The sequence below is a fragment of the Roseobacter sp. MED193 genome (genome assembly GCF_000152965.1).
Lineage (GTDB): Bacteria > Pseudomonadota > Alphaproteobacteria > Rhodobacterales > Rhodobacteraceae > Pseudophaeobacter.
This window is the reverse complement of the sequence record NZ_CH902583.1, coordinates 2,998,754-3,015,546: the sequence shown is the minus strand read 5'-3', so window position 1 is coordinate 3,015,546 and position 16,793 is coordinate 2,998,754. Positions and strand designations below refer to the sequence as shown.

The 16,793-nt window shown below is 55.5% G+C and carries 16 protein-coding genes; 3 read left to right on the top strand and 13 right to left on the bottom strand.

What is annotated here, in order from left to right; translation table 11 throughout:
• Positions 1 to 139: 139 nt before the first annotated feature.
• On the bottom strand, positions 140 to 1,165 hold the full coding sequence (locus MED193_RS16900) for an AraC family transcriptional regulator (protein WP_009810969.1): 1,026 nt from the start codon (positions 1,163 to 1,165) through the stop codon (positions 140 to 142).
• 251 nt (positions 1,166 to 1,416) lie between these two features.
• Here MED193_RS16900 and MED193_RS16895 point away from each other — a divergent pair, with 251 nt between their 5' ends.
• Positions 1,417 to 1,605: a hypothetical protein gene (locus MED193_RS16895; RefSeq protein WP_009810968.1), complete on the top strand. Its 189-nt coding sequence runs from the start codon at positions 1,417 to 1,419 to the stop codon at positions 1,603 to 1,605.
• A gap of 19 nt (positions 1,606 to 1,624) precedes the next feature.
• Here MED193_RS16895 and MED193_RS16890 read toward each other — a convergent pair whose 3' ends face one another.
• The 10 genes from MED193_RS16890 to MED193_RS16845 form a co-directional block, all read right to left on the bottom strand.
• Entirely contained in the window at positions 1,625 to 2,101 is a 477-nt protein-coding gene (locus MED193_RS16890) for a pseudoazurin (RefSeq protein ID WP_039966320.1), read from the bottom strand.
• Positions 2,085 to 2,858, bottom strand: a complete 774-nt coding sequence (locus MED193_RS16885; RefSeq protein ID WP_009810966.1) for an ABC transporter ATP-binding protein — start codon at positions 2,856 to 2,858, stop codon at positions 2,085 to 2,087. The genes MED193_RS16890 and MED193_RS16885 overlap by 17 nt, the downstream gene beginning before the upstream one ends.
• Positions 2,855 to 3,931, bottom strand: coding sequence for an iron ABC transporter permease (locus MED193_RS16880; RefSeq protein WP_009810965.1), 1,077 nt, complete (start codon positions 3,929 to 3,931; stop codon positions 2,855 to 2,857). Before MED193_RS16880 ends, MED193_RS16885 begins: the two co-directional genes overlap by 4 nt.
• A 66-nt stretch (positions 3,932 to 3,997) precedes the next feature.
• Positions 3,998 to 5,146: an ABC transporter substrate-binding protein gene (locus MED193_RS16875; protein WP_009810964.1), complete on the bottom strand. Its 1,149-nt coding sequence runs from the start codon at positions 5,144 to 5,146 to the stop codon at positions 3,998 to 4,000.
• 125 nt (positions 5,147 to 5,271) lie between these two features.
• On the bottom strand, positions 5,272 to 5,919 hold the full coding sequence (locus MED193_RS16870; protein ID WP_009810963.1) for a class I SAM-dependent methyltransferase: 648 nt from the start codon (positions 5,917 to 5,919) through the stop codon (positions 5,272 to 5,274).
• 4 nt (positions 5,920 to 5,923) lie between these two features.
• Positions 5,924 to 7,141: a DUF3419 family protein gene (locus MED193_RS16865; RefSeq protein WP_009810962.1), complete on the bottom strand. Its 1,218-nt coding sequence runs from the start codon at positions 7,139 to 7,141 to the stop codon at positions 5,924 to 5,926.
• Between the two features lie 12 nt (positions 7,142 to 7,153).
• A complete protein-coding gene (locus MED193_RS16860) occupies positions 7,154 to 7,951 on the bottom strand; it encodes a UDP-2,3-diacylglucosamine diphosphatase (RefSeq protein ID WP_009810961.1) in 798 nt (265 codons plus the stop codon).
• A 126-nt stretch (positions 7,952 to 8,077) separates the two neighbouring features.
• On the bottom strand, positions 8,078 to 10,153 hold the full coding sequence (locus tag MED193_RS22350) for a transporter substrate-binding domain-containing protein (protein ID WP_009810960.1): 2,076 nt from the start codon (positions 10,151 to 10,153) through the stop codon (positions 8,078 to 8,080).
• A 103-nt stretch (positions 10,154 to 10,256) separates the two neighbouring features.
• A complete protein-coding gene (locus MED193_RS16850; RefSeq protein WP_009810959.1) occupies positions 10,257 to 11,477 on the bottom strand; it encodes an extracellular solute-binding protein in 1,221 nt (406 codons plus the stop codon).
• A 215-nt stretch (positions 11,478 to 11,692) separates the two neighbouring features.
• On the bottom strand, positions 11,693 to 12,706 hold the full coding sequence (locus MED193_RS16845) for an AraC family transcriptional regulator (RefSeq protein WP_254655463.1): 1,014 nt from the start codon (positions 12,704 to 12,706) through the stop codon (positions 11,693 to 11,695).
• 149 nt (positions 12,707 to 12,855) lie between these two features.
• Here MED193_RS16845 and MED193_RS16840 point away from each other — a divergent pair, with 149 nt between their 5' ends.
• A complete protein-coding gene (locus MED193_RS16840) occupies positions 12,856 to 14,625 on the top strand; it encodes an acyl-CoA dehydrogenase (protein ID WP_039966311.1) in 1,770 nt (589 codons plus the stop codon).
• An 82-nt stretch (positions 14,626 to 14,707) separates the two neighbouring features.
• On the top strand, positions 14,708 to 15,514 hold the full coding sequence (gene dmdD / locus MED193_RS16835) for a methylthioacryloyl-CoA hydratase (protein WP_009810956.1): 807 nt from the start codon (positions 14,708 to 14,710) through the stop codon (positions 15,512 to 15,514).
• A gap of 409 nt (positions 15,515 to 15,923) precedes the next feature.
• Here dmdD and MED193_RS16830 read toward each other — a convergent pair whose 3' ends face one another.
• Together MED193_RS16830 and MED193_RS22980 are read right to left on the bottom strand one after the other, a co-directional pair.
• On the bottom strand, positions 15,924 to 16,298 hold the full coding sequence (locus tag MED193_RS16830; protein WP_009810955.1) for a hypothetical protein: 375 nt from the start codon (positions 16,296 to 16,298) through the stop codon (positions 15,924 to 15,926).
• Between the two features lie 51 nt (positions 16,299 to 16,349).
• Positions 16,350 to 16,715, bottom strand: a complete 366-nt coding sequence (locus MED193_RS22980; RefSeq protein WP_157041397.1) for a hypothetical protein — start codon at positions 16,713 to 16,715, stop codon at positions 16,350 to 16,352.
• Positions 16,716 to 16,793: the final 78 nt, after the last annotated feature.

Here is a 16,793-nt window from a genome sequence, read left to right as displayed (position 1 = left end):
GCGGACAGGAACTGCCTTCATAGAGCCGGCAGCTCTTTAGGGGGCGGGCCCAGATTCCGACATCTCCTTGCTGTAGGCTCGTGGGTTCATTACCAATCAGAGCCCCCCCCAGTAAAAACAACGGGGGTCTTCAGCTGGGCTATGTTTCTACTGCGACACGCTCACGTAGGGCGCCACGATAGGCCTTTGGGGTTTGTCCAGACCAGCGTTTAAAGGCTCGCGAAAAGGCGCTTTGCTCTGAAAACCCTGTCAGAAAGGCAATCTCTGAGAAGGAATAGGTTGAGGATCGAATAAGCTGCTGAGCCAGTTGGCGACGCGCCTCATCGGTCAGGGACTGGAAACTCTGCCCCCGCTCGCTCAGCCGCCGCTGAAGCGTGCGTCCCCCAAGCCCCATGCTTTTGGACACATCCGACAGCTGCGGCACGCCGCCGCTGAGCAGCTTTGTAATCTCCTCAACCACCTGCGTTTCGAAATTTTTCTCCGGGTCGCATTGTTTCTCCACTTCCTGATCCAGATGAGAAAGCAGGAAACTCCAGATCGCTGTATCACCTATGGTACAGGGTCGATCGACATGCTCGACATCAAAATGAAGCGCATCGGATTGAGCTCCAAATTCAGGCACACAGCCAAAATGCTCTACCAGAGAATCAATAGACCCCTCCCGTTCATGCACAAACTGGACATGGCGGGCTGTCAGATCTTGAGTGGTCGTTTCACGGCACAGGGTCAGCGTCGTGCCCATGGCTGCCTCTCGGGACAAATAGTTCCCAAGCCGACCCACATTCGGGGCCTGCATGGACCAGCAGTAGCGGTCGCCTTCTTGTCCTGCAGAAAAGTCTGCCGCCCGGTTATGCAATCGAACATAGCGCCAAATGCGCTGAAATCCCTGGCGCAGGGTTGGGGCCGCTTTAAAGGCCAGCCCAAAAACACCGAACTCATCGCAGCGCATACTGCGACAGGTCTTCATGTGGAACTTCAGATCGGGGAATTCGCTCTCAGCAATCACCTCCATCAGATCATGGTAGGCCTCTACCGGCACCATAACCGAGGGGTCAGCCGCACTCTCCGGCGTCAAGCCAATCAGCTCCCAGAGTGCGGCCTTATCCGGTAACCATTCTGCGTGTTCGATTTGTTTTCTGGCGTAGATGATAGAAACAGCGGTCAAATCTCTACTCCCAAAGTGCCGCGTCCAAAGCCCAAAGCAGCCCTCAACGACGATCAAAACGTAATAACAAATGCGTTACCAAAGGTTCAGCCTTTGGCATTTGCTGTCAAGTCTTTGGCACATGCAGTCAATATTCCGGCATCAAAAATCACTTATTCATTCAGACATCCAAAGGAGCAGGACTGGTCTTTCCCCTTCGGAGCCCACGGCGCAGCCAATTTGCGCCTTGTTTTGACATAAGGAACAGATTGATGAACAGCTCACTTATTCCCCTGCTGAAATTCTTCGTATTGGCCCTATTGGGAGGGAGCGCCGCCCTGACAGCCGCGACACTGGTGCTCGGCCTCGGTGTCCCACATGCACGCGCACATTTGCTCGCGCCACAGTTCCTTCCCGCCATCCTGGCCCCTTTCACCCAAGATCAGCGTGTTCCTTCCTAACGGGCCTCGCCCAGCCAGACTACGCCTGAAGCTGCTTTAGCAAACTGCGAAAGGCCTTTCGGGCAGAACCCGGATGGCGCAGCTTTTTGACCGCATCCAGGTTCGAAAGATCGCCACCAACGACCACAAGCCCCACCATGCCCATCTCATAATGGGGTAAACAGATGTAGCCGTAGATCCCCGGCACCCGAAATTCCACTGTGATTTCTTCATCAATTGCCCCATTCCAAGGCATTGCCCCCGCCGGGATCATGCCACGTTTTGAGGCCGCATTGTGCCCACTATCAGTAGGAATAAAGGTGATACTGTCGCCAATCTCCACATGAGATATAGCGGGTTCGAACACATTCGGGTTGTTGCTGTCACCGCAGGCGGCATTCAGCATCAGTACGCTGTGGGCATTTATCTCCGGTCGCATTGGGACAGGGCAGGCCCAGGCCGCACTGGAGACGCCGAGTGCGCTCATCGACAGAATAAAATTACGACGCGTAGGCATGAACCAGCAAATCCTCTCTGGGGCCAGTGGTGATCTGGACATCCACTCCGTAGATTTCGGAAATAGCCTTGGACCGCAGAACCGTCTCTGGTGGACCTTCGGCGACAATACGCCCCTGTCCCAGCAGAATAAGGTGGTCCGCAAAACGGGCCGCAAGATTGAGATCGTGCAGCGCAACAATGCCGATGGCCTGCCGGGCACGCATCGCTTGTTTGATCCGGGTGAGCACCTCTAACTGATGGCGTAGATCCAGGGCCGAGGTCGGCTCATCAAATAGGTAGACGTCAGACTCGCGGATCAAGGCCTGTGCAACCGAAACCATCTGCGATTGACCCCCTGAAAGATCGCTCACATAGGCCTGGGCAAGATGCCCAATCCCGGCCTGCGACAGGGCCTGCCCCACGGTCTGCATGTCCGCGTCAGACACCCGCCATCCCCGCAATTGTTTATGCGCCATCATTACGACGTCAAAAACCGAAAGAGCAGCATTCGCCGCAAAGAACTGCGGCATGAAGCAAATACGTTTCAAACGCGCGCGATTGGTGAGATTCGCGAGATCACATCCATTGAGGGTGATGCCACCCGATGTCGGCCTGGACAGGCCCGCGATCAATCGGAAAAGAGTCGACTTTCCTGCAGCGTTCGGACCGATGAGCGCGGTCAGATGGCCGGGACGCAGGGAGTGAAACCCAGCGTTCTGCAAGACAGTCTTTGGACCATAGGAAAACCCCAGCCCCTGTGCCTGTAACCCGCTCATTGCCAGTGCCTCTTACGTTGTCCAAGGATCAGAAGAACAAAAAACGGTATCCCGATCAGTGAGGTGATCATACCGACGGGATAGACAATGCCGGGGGTGATAGCCTTCGACGCAATTGAAGTGCCCGACATAATAAGCGCGCCACAAAGTGCGGAAAGCGGCAAAAATCCGCGCTGGTCTTCCCCAACAATCATGCGGGCAATATGTGGCCCGACCAGGCCCACAAAAGCTACAGCGCCAACAAAAGACACAGCAACTGCAGAGAGCAGCGAAACCCCTGCCAGTACCGACATCCGGAGCAATGAGACATTCACGCCCAGCGCTGCGGCCTTTTCCTCCCCCATCCGCAAAGCGGTTAGGGCCCAGGACCGGCTCATGAAATAGGGCAAGACCACAGCCAGAACCGCAAAACAGACACCAACTTTGACCCAGGAGGCCCGCGCCAAGGAGCCCAACTGCCAAAAAATCAACTGTGCGAGCTGCAGCTCTGACGCGCCATATTGCAAAAAGGCCAGCAGCGCGTTGAAGGTGAACAACATGGCGATCCCCACCAGGATCATCGCTTCGGGGGTAACGCCGCGCAGTCGGGTGAAAAGGAACAAAAGACAGGAAGTGATCATCGCCAGGGCAAAGGCATTGGCTGTGACAAACAGCCCCCCGACGCCGGGCACCACTGACCAACCCAACACAATGGCCAAGGCGGCGCCAAAGCTCGCGGCTGAAGAAAGCCCCAACGTAAAAGGATCAGCCAGGGGGTTGTTCAAGATGGTCTGCATTTCAGCACCGGCAACCCCCAGCATCGCCCCCACGGTCACCGCCATCAGCGCCACCGGCAAGCGCAGCTTCCAGATGATGACCTGCTCCTTGGGGCTGGCAATCGATGGATCAAGGATAACCTGGAACGTGCGGGCAAAACTCAGATTGGCGGGGCCGGTAATGACATCCAGAACCACCAGACAACTCAGCACCATTGCCGCCCCAATAACCAACCCAATGCGCCGCAGGTGACGCTGTTTGTAGGCCTTCACCAGCTCCGCGGCTTCAGCGCCGGGAAAGATCGTTTGTTCTACCATTTTATGCGGTCCAATAGCTGTCAGACCCGCATTCGGGCTTGCCGTGAAACGGGTCTGACTGTTGGGTTACTTCAGGGTTGCCCAGAATTGACCTGAGGCTTCGAAGGCCAGGAACCTGTCGTGAAGCTCTTTGAAGTTTGCATCGACATCCAGATCTTCAAAATCATCGGGGTAGAGCCATTTCGCGATCTGCTGAACAGCGATGAAATGGTAGGGTGAGTTGTAGAACTGGTGATAGATGGAATGCATATTGCCCTCCTTCACCGCCCGCAATTCAGCAAAGCCAGTGCGCGCTGCCAAAGCTTGCAACTTTTCCGCATTCACCGCCGGGTCTCCCTCATAGCCCAGCAGGATAGAGGAGACTTCGGGACGGGATTCGATCCAGTTGGCACCCGTTCCAATCAGATGGTCTGGATCCGCTTCCAGCAGCCCCTCAAGGCTGATATCAACAGAATAGGCGTTGGCCAGAGTAGAGGCATAGTTTACGCCCCCAGCCAATTCGACAAAGCGGCCAAAATTATATGGGCCAAAGGACCAGCAGCAAAAGTCATTTTGCCAACCTGCAGCGTTTTCAATCGCCACTAGCGGGCGGTCCTCTGCTGGGATACCATCAACTACATTGGTCACCTTGCGCATCTGCGCAATGTAGAAGTCAATGAATTCAGCGGCGCGCTTTTCCTCGCCCAGAATGCGCCCCATCAACAACAACGACGGAACAGTGTTTTCAGTCGCATTGCGGCGGAAATCGACAAAGGCCACATTCACACCGGCGGCGCCCAGCTTCTCCACCAAACCGGTTTCTTCAGCTTTGAACAGGTTGCCCACATCCAACAGAACCAAGTCGGTATCAGCCTCAAGAACGGCCTCGATGCTGAAATCACCGGCATAGGGGTTGCCAAAATTGATCAGCCGCGCCGTGTCTGCTGGAAAAGCGGCCTCAAACTTGCGAAATGCATCCGGATCATAAAGGACCAAATCATCCTTCCAGCCCACGATCTTTTCAAATGGGTTCCCAGTGGTCAGGGGCGCGATTGAATACATCATACGCCCTTCCCCCAGTACAATCTTTTCAGGGAGTTCAGCAAAGGTCACTTGCCGTCCAGCGATATCAGTTACAGTGAGGGCTTCTGCTTGAGCTTCACTGGCTTGCGCAATCACAATAGCGCTGGCTGTTATGGCACCAAGGAAGCCGCAGATTTTTGTTCCTAGGAACATAGCGGTCTCCAGTCTGTGTCGTTCGTAATGTGCGACCTTTAGAGCAGCCCGCCACTATATCCAAGTATTTTTATCGGATTTATTTCTCCTGAAAATACTGCAATATCGGGCTACCCCTTGGACAACTATCCCGGGCGTCGCAGCACTCCATATTGCGCATAGCCCCGATAGAGTTGACGAAACTGCGCTTGCGCTCCCAAATCACTGGCGATCTGGTTGAGCACCTCTTCCAGCTCGTGGCGCGGCGAGACATGGAACTTGCCCAACCACCGATGCAACAGACCCCGGCACCAGCTGGGCCATCTTTCCAGGTCTGAAAAATCCACCACATGCAGGCTGCCCCCGGGGGCAAGGTGATGAAAGCTCTGTCGCAGGGCTTGCTCCCAATCCGGGATCATTGAAACACCATATGAAATGAATATCCGGTCAAACTCCGCGCGGCCAAATAACGCGGCTCCATCAAAGCTACAGGCATCTGCCTGGGCCAGATGTGCCCTTTTGCCGAGTTTTTCCTGTGCCGACGACAACATCTCTGACGAGATATCAAGCCCATAGAATTCACAACCTGGGAATTTACCGCTGGCCAGTTGCAGATTGCGACCCGTCCCGCAAGCCACCTCAAGAACATGGGCGCCTATGGTCGGCGCCAGTTCGGCCAGTAGCTCATCACGTCCGAACAGATAGTATTTTCGCGTCAGGTCATAAATCAGGCGTTGATGGCGGTAGGTCTGGTCCATCAGCTCGGCATGGGTGTCGGGGGCGATGTCGCGCATCAGCTCACCCCTGAAACCGATAGAGATGGAAGGCGCCGTAAATCGCCGAACGGTCCTGCTTGGTTCCCTTTTCAGAGACCTCCAGGTCATAGCTCCACCGGTCCAGAATGGCAGGCGCGACCCGGCCTGGCAGGATATCCTCGGTGCCGCCGGTGCGAAAAATCACCTTCGCGCCGGGCGTCGCGGTACGGGTGATCTGCTGCCAAAGCGCGTTCAACTGGCTATCATTCATCCAGTCCTGCGCATCCAGCAGGATATAACCCTGTTTTGAGCCGTCCGGCTCTTGTTCCAATTGATCCGTGAAGGACCGGTTTACGATACGGCCGCGCTCGGCATTATCGCGCAATGCCTGAAAATTACGTTGCTGCAGATAGGGTGGCAGCGATCCATCCGGGGCAGGATCGTAGCCGCGCGCAAATGCCTGCCAGGCAAAATAATTCTCCCGGATTGGGAAGTCACACATCAACTTTCGCACCCGCTCCCGCAGGACCGGCAACACATCGCCATCCCCATCGGCAGCCAGCTTGTCATATTGTGCTGGGGGAATACCCAACCCAAACAGCGCAGCGCGAAACCCCGCCAACTTGCGCACCAGCCACATATCAAACAGCGGGGCGATTTTTTGGTCAAAAAATACCTGTTGTTCTTGCACGCTGCGCGCCGCCAATAGAGGCGCAAAACTCACCCGGCCAAGACCTGCCACCAGATGTACCGCGCCAAGAAACCGCCCCAGAACCCCGTAGTGATAGAACCCCTTCTGGAACACCGATATCCGCCGATTGAACAGCTGGCGCCCCTCCCAGTAGTCCCGTGCATCAAGACCTAGGTTCGGCATTATATAGCGCTCATATAGGGGGAGGTTGCTAGGCATATCTGCGCGACCAAAAAACTGATAGAAGGCGGCGTAGTCCGGCAAACTACGCGCAGCCGCCAATTTTAACTGCCCCAGGGCGACATGCGCTGGCGACAGGTCCACCGCAGTAACAGAAGCCGGCCCTGCGGTCAGATAGGACAACAGATTGCAGCTGCCAGAGGCAATACACACCAAGTGATCACTTGGTGCGATCTCCAGCGCCGCCATGTCGACCACTGGATCTTCCCAGATCTGCGGGTAGACCAGCCCTAGAAACAGGCGAGAAAACTGGCGTTCCAGCCACCCGGTTGCGGCATCCCCCTGCTGTAAAACAGCTGCGTCCAATTGGGCTTGGGCGGAAGAACTCATCGGGTAGATCCCCTATACATTTTCTAGAACTTTGTCTTTCTGGCGGGCACGACGCGCCCGGTGACGGGACCGCCTGGCGGAACGTTCCCAATCGATCAACGCGAGGCTGCCATTGTCTCGCTCGACAATCGCGGTGCAGCTCTCGACCCAATCCCCGGTGTTCACATAGGTCATCCCCTCCAGATCGCGAATAGCGGCGCTGTGGATGTGACCGCAGATCACCCCATCATAGCCGCCACGCCGCGCCTCGGCGGTGAGTACGTTTTCATATTCGCTGATAAAGTTGACAGCCTGTTTGACCTGGTGCTTGGCCCATTTGGAGAGCGACCAATATTGCCCGCCCCATAAATGGCGGAGCCGGTTAATGCGGGTGTTCAGCCAGAGCATGAACTCGTAGGCCTGATCCCCGAGATGGGCCAACCATTTGGCGTTGGTCACAACAGCATCAAATTGGTCTCCATGGGTCACGAGATAACGCTTACCGTCAGATGCCACAAAATCGGCAGTGGCAACCACCTCAATACCGCCAAAATGGGTTCCATAGTAGGAGCGCAGGAATTCATCGTGGTTGCCAGGGATCAGGAAAATCCGGGCCCCATCATGTGCCTTAGCCAAAAGCGTCTGCACAACATCATTGTGCGCCTGTGGCCACAAGAACCCCTTCCGGCGAATACGCCAGGCATCAACGATATCGCCAACCAGGTAATAGGTGTCCGCTTCGTGACTATTTAAGAACCCCAACAAGAGGTCAGCCTGGCACCCCGGTGTGCCCAAATGGATATCAGACAAAAAAATCGTTCGGTACTTCATGCACATCGTCCGCTGCCGCTCGTCTTGGGAGAGGAGTTAACGCATCGCCTTAACAGAACCGTGACAGAAAAGCGCTGGGGACAGCCTGCCCCTTCTGGTGAGCACACCTCATGCGCGGGAACGCTCTCAGGCGTCCAACAACTGCCGGATTCGGGAAATAAGAAGGGGGCCGGAAACCGGCTTGCTCAATAGAATACACCTGGATGTGTCCGCCAACTCATCTAGCGCATCCGTTCCATAGCCCGTCAGAATAACAATGGGTATTTCACCTAACGCTTCTCTGATCCGGCGCACCAGATCCATCCCCTGGACAGGCCCAGGCATTGTCAGATCCGTCACCACCAAATCAAATTCAGTTGGCTTGCTGACCAGTTTCAAGGCAGATGTCCCGTCACTGGCTTCGGTCACGCGAAACCCGGACGTCGAGAGCCGTTGACGCAGGGCGCTTCGAACATCGTCGTCATCCTCAACCAGCAGTATTTTTTCATCCCCTAAAAGGTTTGCGGGATTGTCAATTCCAGATTCCTGATCTGTTCGCTCTGCTGTCACGGGAAAGCACAGTTCAACAGTTGTGCCTTCCCCCAAAACGCTGCGGATGCTGATTTCACCACCTGACTGGGTGACAAAACCATGGACCATTGCCAGGCCCATGCCAGAACCCTTATCAATCTCCTTGGTGGTGAAAAATGGCTCAAACACCTTGCCCAAAGCTTCGTCTTCGATCCCCAATCCGGTATCCGTCACAGAAACGGAGACTTTGTCTAGGGTGCCCTCACGCTCTGCCGCCGCATCTGGAGCCAAGTTAGAGACAGATAGGGTCAAATTCCCGCCACTAGGCATCGCGTCACGCGCGTTTAACACCAAGTTCAAGACTGCGTTTTCAAGCTGGCCCTGATCCAGAAGAACCGGTTTCACATGGTCATCATATCGAAAATCCAAGGAAATATTTGCAGGCAAGGTACGGCGCAGCATGTCTTCGATGCCGTTGAGAACTGTATCGATTTTCAGCACCTGCGGAAGCAGCTGGGCCCGCCGACCAAAGGACAATAGGTCATAGGTGAGCTTGGCCCCGCGTTTGGTCGCTGAAAGCGCTTGGTCGATGTATTTTAGTATAGGAGAGTTCGGTTCTACCTGATCCTTAAGAAGCTCTAGGTTTCCCAAGATTATTGAAAGCAGATTGTTGAAATCATGGGCAACCCCTCCGACAAGCCGCCCAATTGCGTCGAACTTTTGCGTCTCCAGGGCAAATGTCTCAGCCTTCTTGCGCAGCTCCATTTCCGAACTCAGGGCCTCCACCGTATTGGCAAGATCCCTGGTACGCGCCCGCACGAGACGGCGGAGGGTGAAAATCAAAGCCCCTGACAGCATGAGCACTGAAGCCGCCACAAGCACTGCGGTACTGAGCCAAGTGGGCAAAGGCGCTTTGTGGAAAGAAATCCATTCATATTCAGCAGCATGAAACGCCGACCCAAATGTCATTTGTTGCCTGTATGAGGCCAGATTCAGTGCCTGCACAAAGCTCCGCGGCGCATCAGGTGGGACAACATAATGGTAGGAATTGACTTGGAACGGTAATTCCGGAATGCGCAGATCGTTCTGCTCGGCCATTCTAACCGCAAAGAACGTGTTGGTAATTGCCATATCTGCATCACCAACCAAAACAGCATCAATTGCGCCCTGTACGGATGATGTCCAGATCAGCTTGGCTTTCACACCTTCCTCTCGCAGGAAACGCCTCAGGTCCCGTTCCTGAATACTGTTCGCCAGAACCGCAATTCTCTTGCCTTCAAAATCCGCCAAAGTCTCAACCTCGAGCTCCTTGGAGGTGACAATCGTAGACCAGGCATAGATGAGTGCTTCGTTTATAAACTGAAATTGCTCGGCCCGCTCTTTTGAGTAAGCAACATCGAGCATTAGATCCAGTTGCCCCTGCCGCACCATCTCGAGGCAGGCTTCCCACTCACAATCGATATATTCGTAATCGTAACCCAGGTCGGACAGGATGGCGTCAGTCACCTCTGGCCAAAACCCTGTGGGGGTTCCGTCAGTGTCCCGAAAAATTTTAGGGGGGTTCTCATAAAACCCTACGCGCAGCGCTTCAGCGGCCAATGGGCCGGAAAGCATCAATAGGGCCGCCATCCCCAACAGGACGCGATACACTTGAGTGCCAAAATGAAATTTATGCAGAATTTCTTCCCCCACTCATTTCGCCCTTTGACTCACGTCCTTTAATCTACTTGCAACATTGATCCCTACGGTCCCCATATGGAGGAATGTCCAATTCTATCTCTCGGTTCTGGTCGTATTAGTACCCTGCATTGCGCTGAATATCTCGATTGATGTCCTGGGTTGCCTCATCAAGTACCTGCCTCACGTCCGCTCCCTCAGCCATCTCGACCAATGCTCTTTCAAACACTTTTGCGATGACAACATAGCTGGGAGAAACCGGTCGCAGCAAAGCCTGTTTCCGCGACAAATCGACAAACTCAGCAAGCCGCCCTTCAGGACCATAGTGCTTGGAAGCGAGTGCCGATGCTGCCGTAGGCGGTATTAGTCCCAGCTGATCTGCTATTTGGGTAAGATGTCGATCTTGAACCGCAAACTTTACAAAGGCAGTCGCGCCATCGACATGTTTAGAGGTGGCCGAAACGCCAAACTGCCAACTGCCGGCCCCAATGACGCTGCCACCCCCAAAATCAGGGGCTGGCAGGAATACAGCATCCTCGCCATGGGCTTCAATGAAATCCAACACAGTCCAATTTCCATTCCACGACATGGCATATGTCCCATCAATGAGAGCGGCAGTCCGATCCACCTGTACCCTGCCCAAACTTGGGACAAACCCACGTGTAAACAGGGATTGCCACCATCGGCCGAATTCCTGGGCCGCCGTACCGTTGAGCGCCCCCTGCGCGGTCAAATAGGTCGACCTGTCGACCAAATCACCGCCAAAGCTCTGTAAAAAGGGACTTATCGCATAGGGGAACCACTCCCCCTCTCTGGCCAATCCCAGATCAAGCGGATAGTGAAAATCTCCGGAGTCCTTGATTTTTGCCAAGGCTGCTTCGAATTCTGCACCACTCCAAGGGGCGTCGAGATTTGGTATTCTGATGCCGTATTTTTCCAAGGTGGATTTGCGTGTCAGGATAGCCAGTGCCGCTTCCCAAAGGCCGACGGAGTAGATTTCACCCTTCCATCGCCCAACTGAGGACGGCAGGAAAGCCTCCACAGTGGCTGCATCAAATGCCAAGGGCTGCAGGTATCCCAACCAAGCCCAATTTGCCACCACGGGCGCATCGACGTCGATAATATCGGGCAGGTTGCCGCGCTGCGCCGCCCGAACCACAGCGTCATTATAGCTGCCTTCCGGGAAGCTCTTCAGGAGGACCTTCCATTCGGCCTGACTGGTGTTGAAATCATCGACAATCTGGCCGATCACTTCCCGCTCTAGTATGTTCTGAGAGCCGTGGTACCACATGCTCAACTCAGTCTGCGCCGGGGCCGTAGTTGCAACAGCCACTGCCATAACGAAGGCTATCAAACCCCAAAATCGAGAACCCAGTCTAAATCTTTTTTTCAATTTTCCAGCCTCGGCCACCCTTGGCGCAATTCATTAACCGCTCTACGAAGGACCTAAACGCTAACTGTGTCAACGCCTAGTTGCGTCGCCTCAGGGTATGCTCTTGTACCGTGGCACGACATCGCTGTTTGACTGAGCAGGTTGACGGGCGTCTGGGCAGTTCAGTCAGATTTACGGTAGGCACCAGGCGTTGCACTGGTCCAGCGACGAAAGGCACGATGAAAGTTTGCCGCCGAAGCAAAGCCGACATCCTGCGAAATTTCTTCGATGCTTTTAAGTCCGCGTGACAGATCCCGTATCGCAATATCACGGCGCAGACCGTCTTTTATCGCCTGAAAGGAGGTCCCTTCTGCATCCAGGCGCCGCATCAAGGTGCGCGGAGTTAAGTTCAGCGATTGAGCTGCATCTCGCAAATGGAAGTCCAACCGATCCGCCTCCAGCAACAGTTCGCGCAACCGCAATGACAGCGCATGTTCGCGAAAGCTGGTAAAGATCCAGTCACGGGGCGCCCGCAACAGGAACTCCTGCATCTCCATCTCGCTACGTGAAATCGGCAAATCGCCCAAGCCCTCGCTAAAGACGATCCGCGACCGGGGGGCACCAAATCGGATCAGAGAGGGGAAGAGAACGGGGTAGTCCTCTGCAAAAACTGGGCGCTCAAAGGCAAAGCCCACTTCAGCGAGCGGCAGCTCGCGACCCGTCAGCCAGGAGGCAACCCCATGGCCCAATTTAAGCATCAGCATATGACCAAACCGCTGGGGCTTGTCATCTGCGCGCGGTTCCAAAAGGATGCACATCCGCTGCTCATCAGTTTCCAACCGCAGTTCATAATCATCCAGCAACAGGTTCCAAAAGGAGGTGAAGCGATACAGCGCAGCTGAAAGAGAGGATGCTCCCCGCATTGAGGCACAAAGGTGTTTCAGGGTGCCAGATCGGATAGGGCGGCTCCACAGGCCCATCATCTCGTCGCCGGTTTCGGCTGCAATTAGCTGATAGAACCGTACGATTTGATCATGGGTCACGCGCCCGCCCGGCTGTGCGGCCTCAACCAGACCAATTTGGTCAAGAAACCCGGCCAATTGCTGCGCCGGGCATTGCTGGCGCACCAGTTGCAGCCAATCTTCGAGAAAGGCCCGCGAGACGGTGGGTAGAATGCCGGTGTTTTGATCTGACAACATAGGGTCTTTTGCGCCGCTTTGTCACTTTATGCAATGTTTTCGTCCATAGGGGAGATTGTTCCAGCATTTCGGCCTCTCTATCTGGCATATTAGGCAAGCCGTATTCGGCCAAAGACCTGAAATTAGCCCAGTGGAGGGGACGACCCGTGAGTTTTGATGCACCTGTAAAAGACATGCTTTTCAACATTGAGCACCTCTCCCGCTGGTCCGAGGTCTCTGGGTTGGACAAATATGATGGGTTGGAGTTGTCAGATGCCGCCGCCGTCCTAGAAGAGCTGGGCCGTTTTTGTTCAGAAGAAATCGCGCCGCTAAACGCCTCTGGCGATGCAGCGGGATCGCATGTGGTGGATGGCAAGGTTGTGCTGGCAGATGGCTTTGCTGAGGCCTACGCAAAATTTGTCGAGATGGGCTGGCAGAGCCTGCCGCATCCCGGTGACTTTGGCGGTCAGGACCTGCCCCGTGCCGTAGGGGCTGCCGCCACTGAGGTGCTGAATGCTGCAAACCTCAGCTTTGCTCTGTGTCCACTGCTGACCGACGGAGCCATCGAGGCGCTGCTGACTGCAGGGTCCAAAGAAACCAAGGCGATCTATCTGGAAAATCTGGTCAGTGGTAAATGGACTGGCACCATGAACCTGACCGAGCCCCAGGCGGGCAGCGATCTGGCCCTGGTGCGCAGCCGCGCCGAGGCCCAGGCCAATGGCACCTATAAGATCAGCGGCACCAAGATCTTCATCACCTATGGTGAGCATGACATGTCGGAAAACACCGTGCACTTGGTATTGGCCCGAACCCCCGACGCCCCCGCTGGCGTCAAAGGCATTAGCCTGTTTTTGGTACCCAAATATATGGTCAATGCGGATGGCTCTTTGGGCGCGCGCAACAGCGTGATCTGCCCAAGTGTCGAACACAAGCTTGGGATCAAGGCCAGCCCCACCGCCGTGTTGCAGTTTGAAGAGGCCACAGGCTTCCTGATTGGCGAGGAAAACGCAGGCCTTACCTACATGTTTGAGATGATGAACTCGGCCCGCTATGCGGTGGGTCTGCAAGGCATCGCAGTAGGCGAACGTGCCTATCAGCAGGCACTTGCCTTTGCTAAGGAACGGGTGCAAAGCGCGCCAGTGGATGGCTCCACCCGCGAGGCCGTCACCATTGTCCACCATCCCGATGTGCGCCGCATGTTGATGCGGATGCGGGTGCTGACGGAGGGCGCGCGTGGCATGGCCATGTTTGCTGCGGGGTGCCAGGATATGGCCCGCAACGCCCCCACCCCCGATGCTCAGACCGAAGCCAAAGCGCTATCAGAGTTCCTGACGCCGCTGGTCAAAGGTTTCAGCACTGAAAACGGTGTCGAAGTGGCCTCGCTGGGGGTACAGGTACATGGCGGCATGGGCTTTATCGAGGAAACCGGCGCGGCGCAGCACTACCGCGATGCCCGCATCTTGCCGATCTATGAGGGCACCACCGCCATTCAGGCCAATGATCTGGTGGGGCGTAAGACCCTGCGCGATGGCGGGGCGACCGCCCGTGCTTTGGCCGCAAGGATTGCCGAAACCGAAACAGAATTGGCCGCAGGGTCCCCTGCTGCCCAGGCCGTTGCGCCCCGCCTGACCGCGGCCCGCCGGGCCTTTGAAGAGGTGGTTTCGCATCTTCTGAGCCTGAACAAGAGCGACATGCCTGCGGCCTTTGGCGCTGGTGTGCCCTATCTGATGTTGGCCGGAAACCTGGTCTCTGGCTGGCAGATGGCGCGCGGGTTGCTGGCTGCCGAGGCAGCCCTGGCGCGCGGCGAGGATCCCGAATTCATGGCGGCCAAGGTGGCATCGGCCCGTTTCTACGCCGACCACGTGCTCTGCGAGGTCGAGGTGCAGCGCAGCCGCTGTGTTTCAGGCGCCGAGAGCCTGTCGGCAGCCCTGCTGTAATCGCGCCAAGCCAACATTCTCATACCTGGGCAGTGCCGCCGCTTCGGTTGCCTGTACCTTTTTCGCCAATAAGGACTGTATCATGACCGCCAAAATCGACATCGCCCGTTTCAAGAACCTCGACCTTCAGCCCCATGACGATGGGGTGTGGGTGGTTACACTCAATCGTCCGACCAAACGCAACGCGCTGGATATAGACACCATCGAAGAGCTGGTTGATTTCTTCTCCACCGCGCCGCGCGCTGGTGTCAAAGCCGTGGTTCTGGCCGGGGCCGGCGATCATTTCTGTGCTGGGCTGGACCTCATCGAACATCACGACGAAGACCGCAGCCCAGCGGACTTCATGCATGTTTGCCTGCGTTGGCACGAGGCCTTTAACAAGATGGAATATGGTGGGGTGCCAGTGATTGCCGCCCTCCAGGGGGCCGTTGTCGGGGGCGGGCTTGAGCTGGCCAGCTCGGCCCATATCCGGGTGATGGATCAGAGCACCTATTTTGCACTGCCCGAAGGTCAGCGCGGGCTATTCACCGGCGGTGGTGCCACCATTCGCGTGACCGATCTGGTCGGCAAGTCGCGCATGATCGACATGATGCTGACCGGTCGTGTTTATCAGGGGCAGGAGGCCTGCGATCTCGGCTTGGCCCAGTACATCGTGGAAGGCTCCAGCTTTGACAAAGCGCTGGAACTGGCCCGCCGGACGGCTGAAAACCTGCCTCTGTCGAACTTTGCCATCTGCTCTGCTGTCAGCCACATGCAGAACATGTCGGCCATGGATGCAGCCTATGCCGAAGCTGTGGTGGCCGGGGTGGTGAATACCCAACCCGACGCCCGGGCACGCCTGGCCGCCTTTGCCGACAAGAGCGCCGCCCGCGTCCGCCGCAACGACTGATCCCAACACCAAAAACACGATCTCAGCTCCGGCCTCGAACAGGGTGGAGCTGAGACACCAAAGCCCTGTTGAGGACCGTCGTTGCGGATTGCCCCCGCGCCCATCCCATCACGAGAGCTACTGGCTGCTGGCCTTCAAAGAGCCCATCTGGCAGCGGCAGTGGGAGGTGCTGCGCGCATCTTTGACGAGGTAACACTTCTGAGCGCTCCCTAGGACACGCAAACAGCATGACGACAAATCGGGCCTTTGCCAAAGCCCACTGGCGGATTGTGCTGCTTTAACACTTTTCAGAAAATCTCCGCGTCCGAACCGAGGGGTGGGACGCAAAGCGCCCGCCCCGTGGGGGCGGTTCGGGCGCTGCCAAATTGTGGCAGCCCTTGATGGCTCGCTATGCGGACAAAGTGGCAGCTTAAAAAACTTCAATCACATGGATATCGCCCCTTACGCCGAGGTCGATTACGACAGATTCATGAGCACTTTCTGCTGTGTGAAATTCTACGAAATCCCCTGACTTGAAGCACATCCGTATTACTTGCAAGTTTGAAAGTTCGAAATGGGTTGGAACTTGCTCAAGTAGCAAACCAAAGGGAATTTTTGACGGGCTTTTCGTCCACGAGTAATGTCTTCCGCTTATTGAAAAGACGGCCTTTTCCATGGTTCGGATACGGTCCAAATTTCCAAAGGATATTTGAAAGTCATACGTACCCAGCCCGATATAGTGTACGCCGACCCCATTACACTCCTTGTTGAGCGTTTCTAAAATGTTCGCGTCGAATGTCTTCATAGCCCGTTGTCTCCCGCACTAGTTCAAGTTCTTACCACTGAGTAGGTCAGATCAAAACGCTCTCGGAACTTTTTTAGAATCTGGCAACGCGAGGACTTGGCGGCTGTCTTCCCAGACTATTTTGCCCGGAGATTTGGTTTGTATTTCGCGAATTTCACATCCTGCAAGAGTAAGGACGGATGCCAATTCGCGCGCTCGCACAATAACGCTACCAGCCTCACGATGAAAGAATTTGGCATCTACTCGAAACCAAAATAGAGATTTTTTAACATCGGCTGTACGAGCTTTTCCTTTAAGCCGAGGATAAGTTAACCCGCCGCCGCCATCTGCGCTGAACCAATAAAAAGCTTCTTCATGCGCTCTCTGAATGCTCCCTTTCTGCTGAGAAAAATCAACATAGTCACGGGCTGCAAACATACCAAGTTCTGCGTCGATATTTGGGTGGGTTCTATTGCAAACAAACCGGATAAACATATTGGGAAGGCTAGTTCTGAT

What these genes read in the sequence shown, in the direction of transcription:
- MED193_RS16880 (WP_009810965.1), bottom strand. Translation starts at nt 3,931, where the DNA reads ATGGTAGAACAAACGATCTTTCCCGGCGCTGAAGCCGCGGAGCTGGTG.
- MED193_RS16870 (WP_009810963.1), bottom strand. Translation starts at nt 5,919, where the DNA reads ATGCGCGACATCGCCCCCGACACCCATGCCGAGCTGATGGACCAGACC.
- dmdD (WP_009810956.1), top strand. Translation starts at nt 14,708, where the DNA reads ATGACCGCCAAAATCGACATCGCCCGTTTCAAGAACCTCGACCTTCAG.
- MED193_RS16895 (WP_009810968.1), top strand. Translation starts at nt 1,417, where the DNA reads ATGAACAGCTCACTTATTCCCCTGCTGAAATTCTTCGTATTGGCCCTA.
- MED193_RS16890 (WP_039966320.1), bottom strand. Translation starts at nt 2,101, where the DNA reads ATGCCTACGCGTCGTAATTTTATTCTGTCGATGAGCGCACTCGGCGTC.
- MED193_RS16860 (WP_009810961.1), bottom strand. Translation starts at nt 7,951, where the DNA reads ATGAAGTACCGAACGATTTTTTTGTCTGATATCCATTTGGGCACACCG.
- MED193_RS16865 (WP_009810962.1), bottom strand. Translation starts at nt 7,141, where the DNA reads ATGAGTTCTTCCGCCCAAGCCCAATTGGACGCAGCTGTTTTACAGCAG.
- MED193_RS16850 (WP_009810959.1), bottom strand. Translation starts at nt 11,477, where the DNA reads ATGGCAGTGGCTGTTGCAACTACGGCCCCGGCGCAGACTGAGTTGAGC.
- MED193_RS16885 (WP_009810966.1), bottom strand. Translation starts at nt 2,858, where the DNA reads ATGAGCGGGTTACAGGCACAGGGGCTGGGGTTTTCCTATGGTCCAAAG.
- MED193_RS16875 (WP_009810964.1), bottom strand. Translation starts at nt 5,146, where the DNA reads ATGTTCCTAGGAACAAAAATCTGCGGCTTCCTTGGTGCCATAACAGCC.
- MED193_RS22980 (WP_157041397.1), bottom strand. Translation starts at nt 16,715, where the DNA reads ATGTTTGCAGCCCGTGACTATGTTGATTTTTCTCAGCAGAAAGGGAGC.
- MED193_RS16830 (WP_009810955.1), bottom strand. Translation starts at nt 16,298, where the DNA reads ATGAAGACATTCGACGCGAACATTTTAGAAACGCTCAACAAGGAGTGT.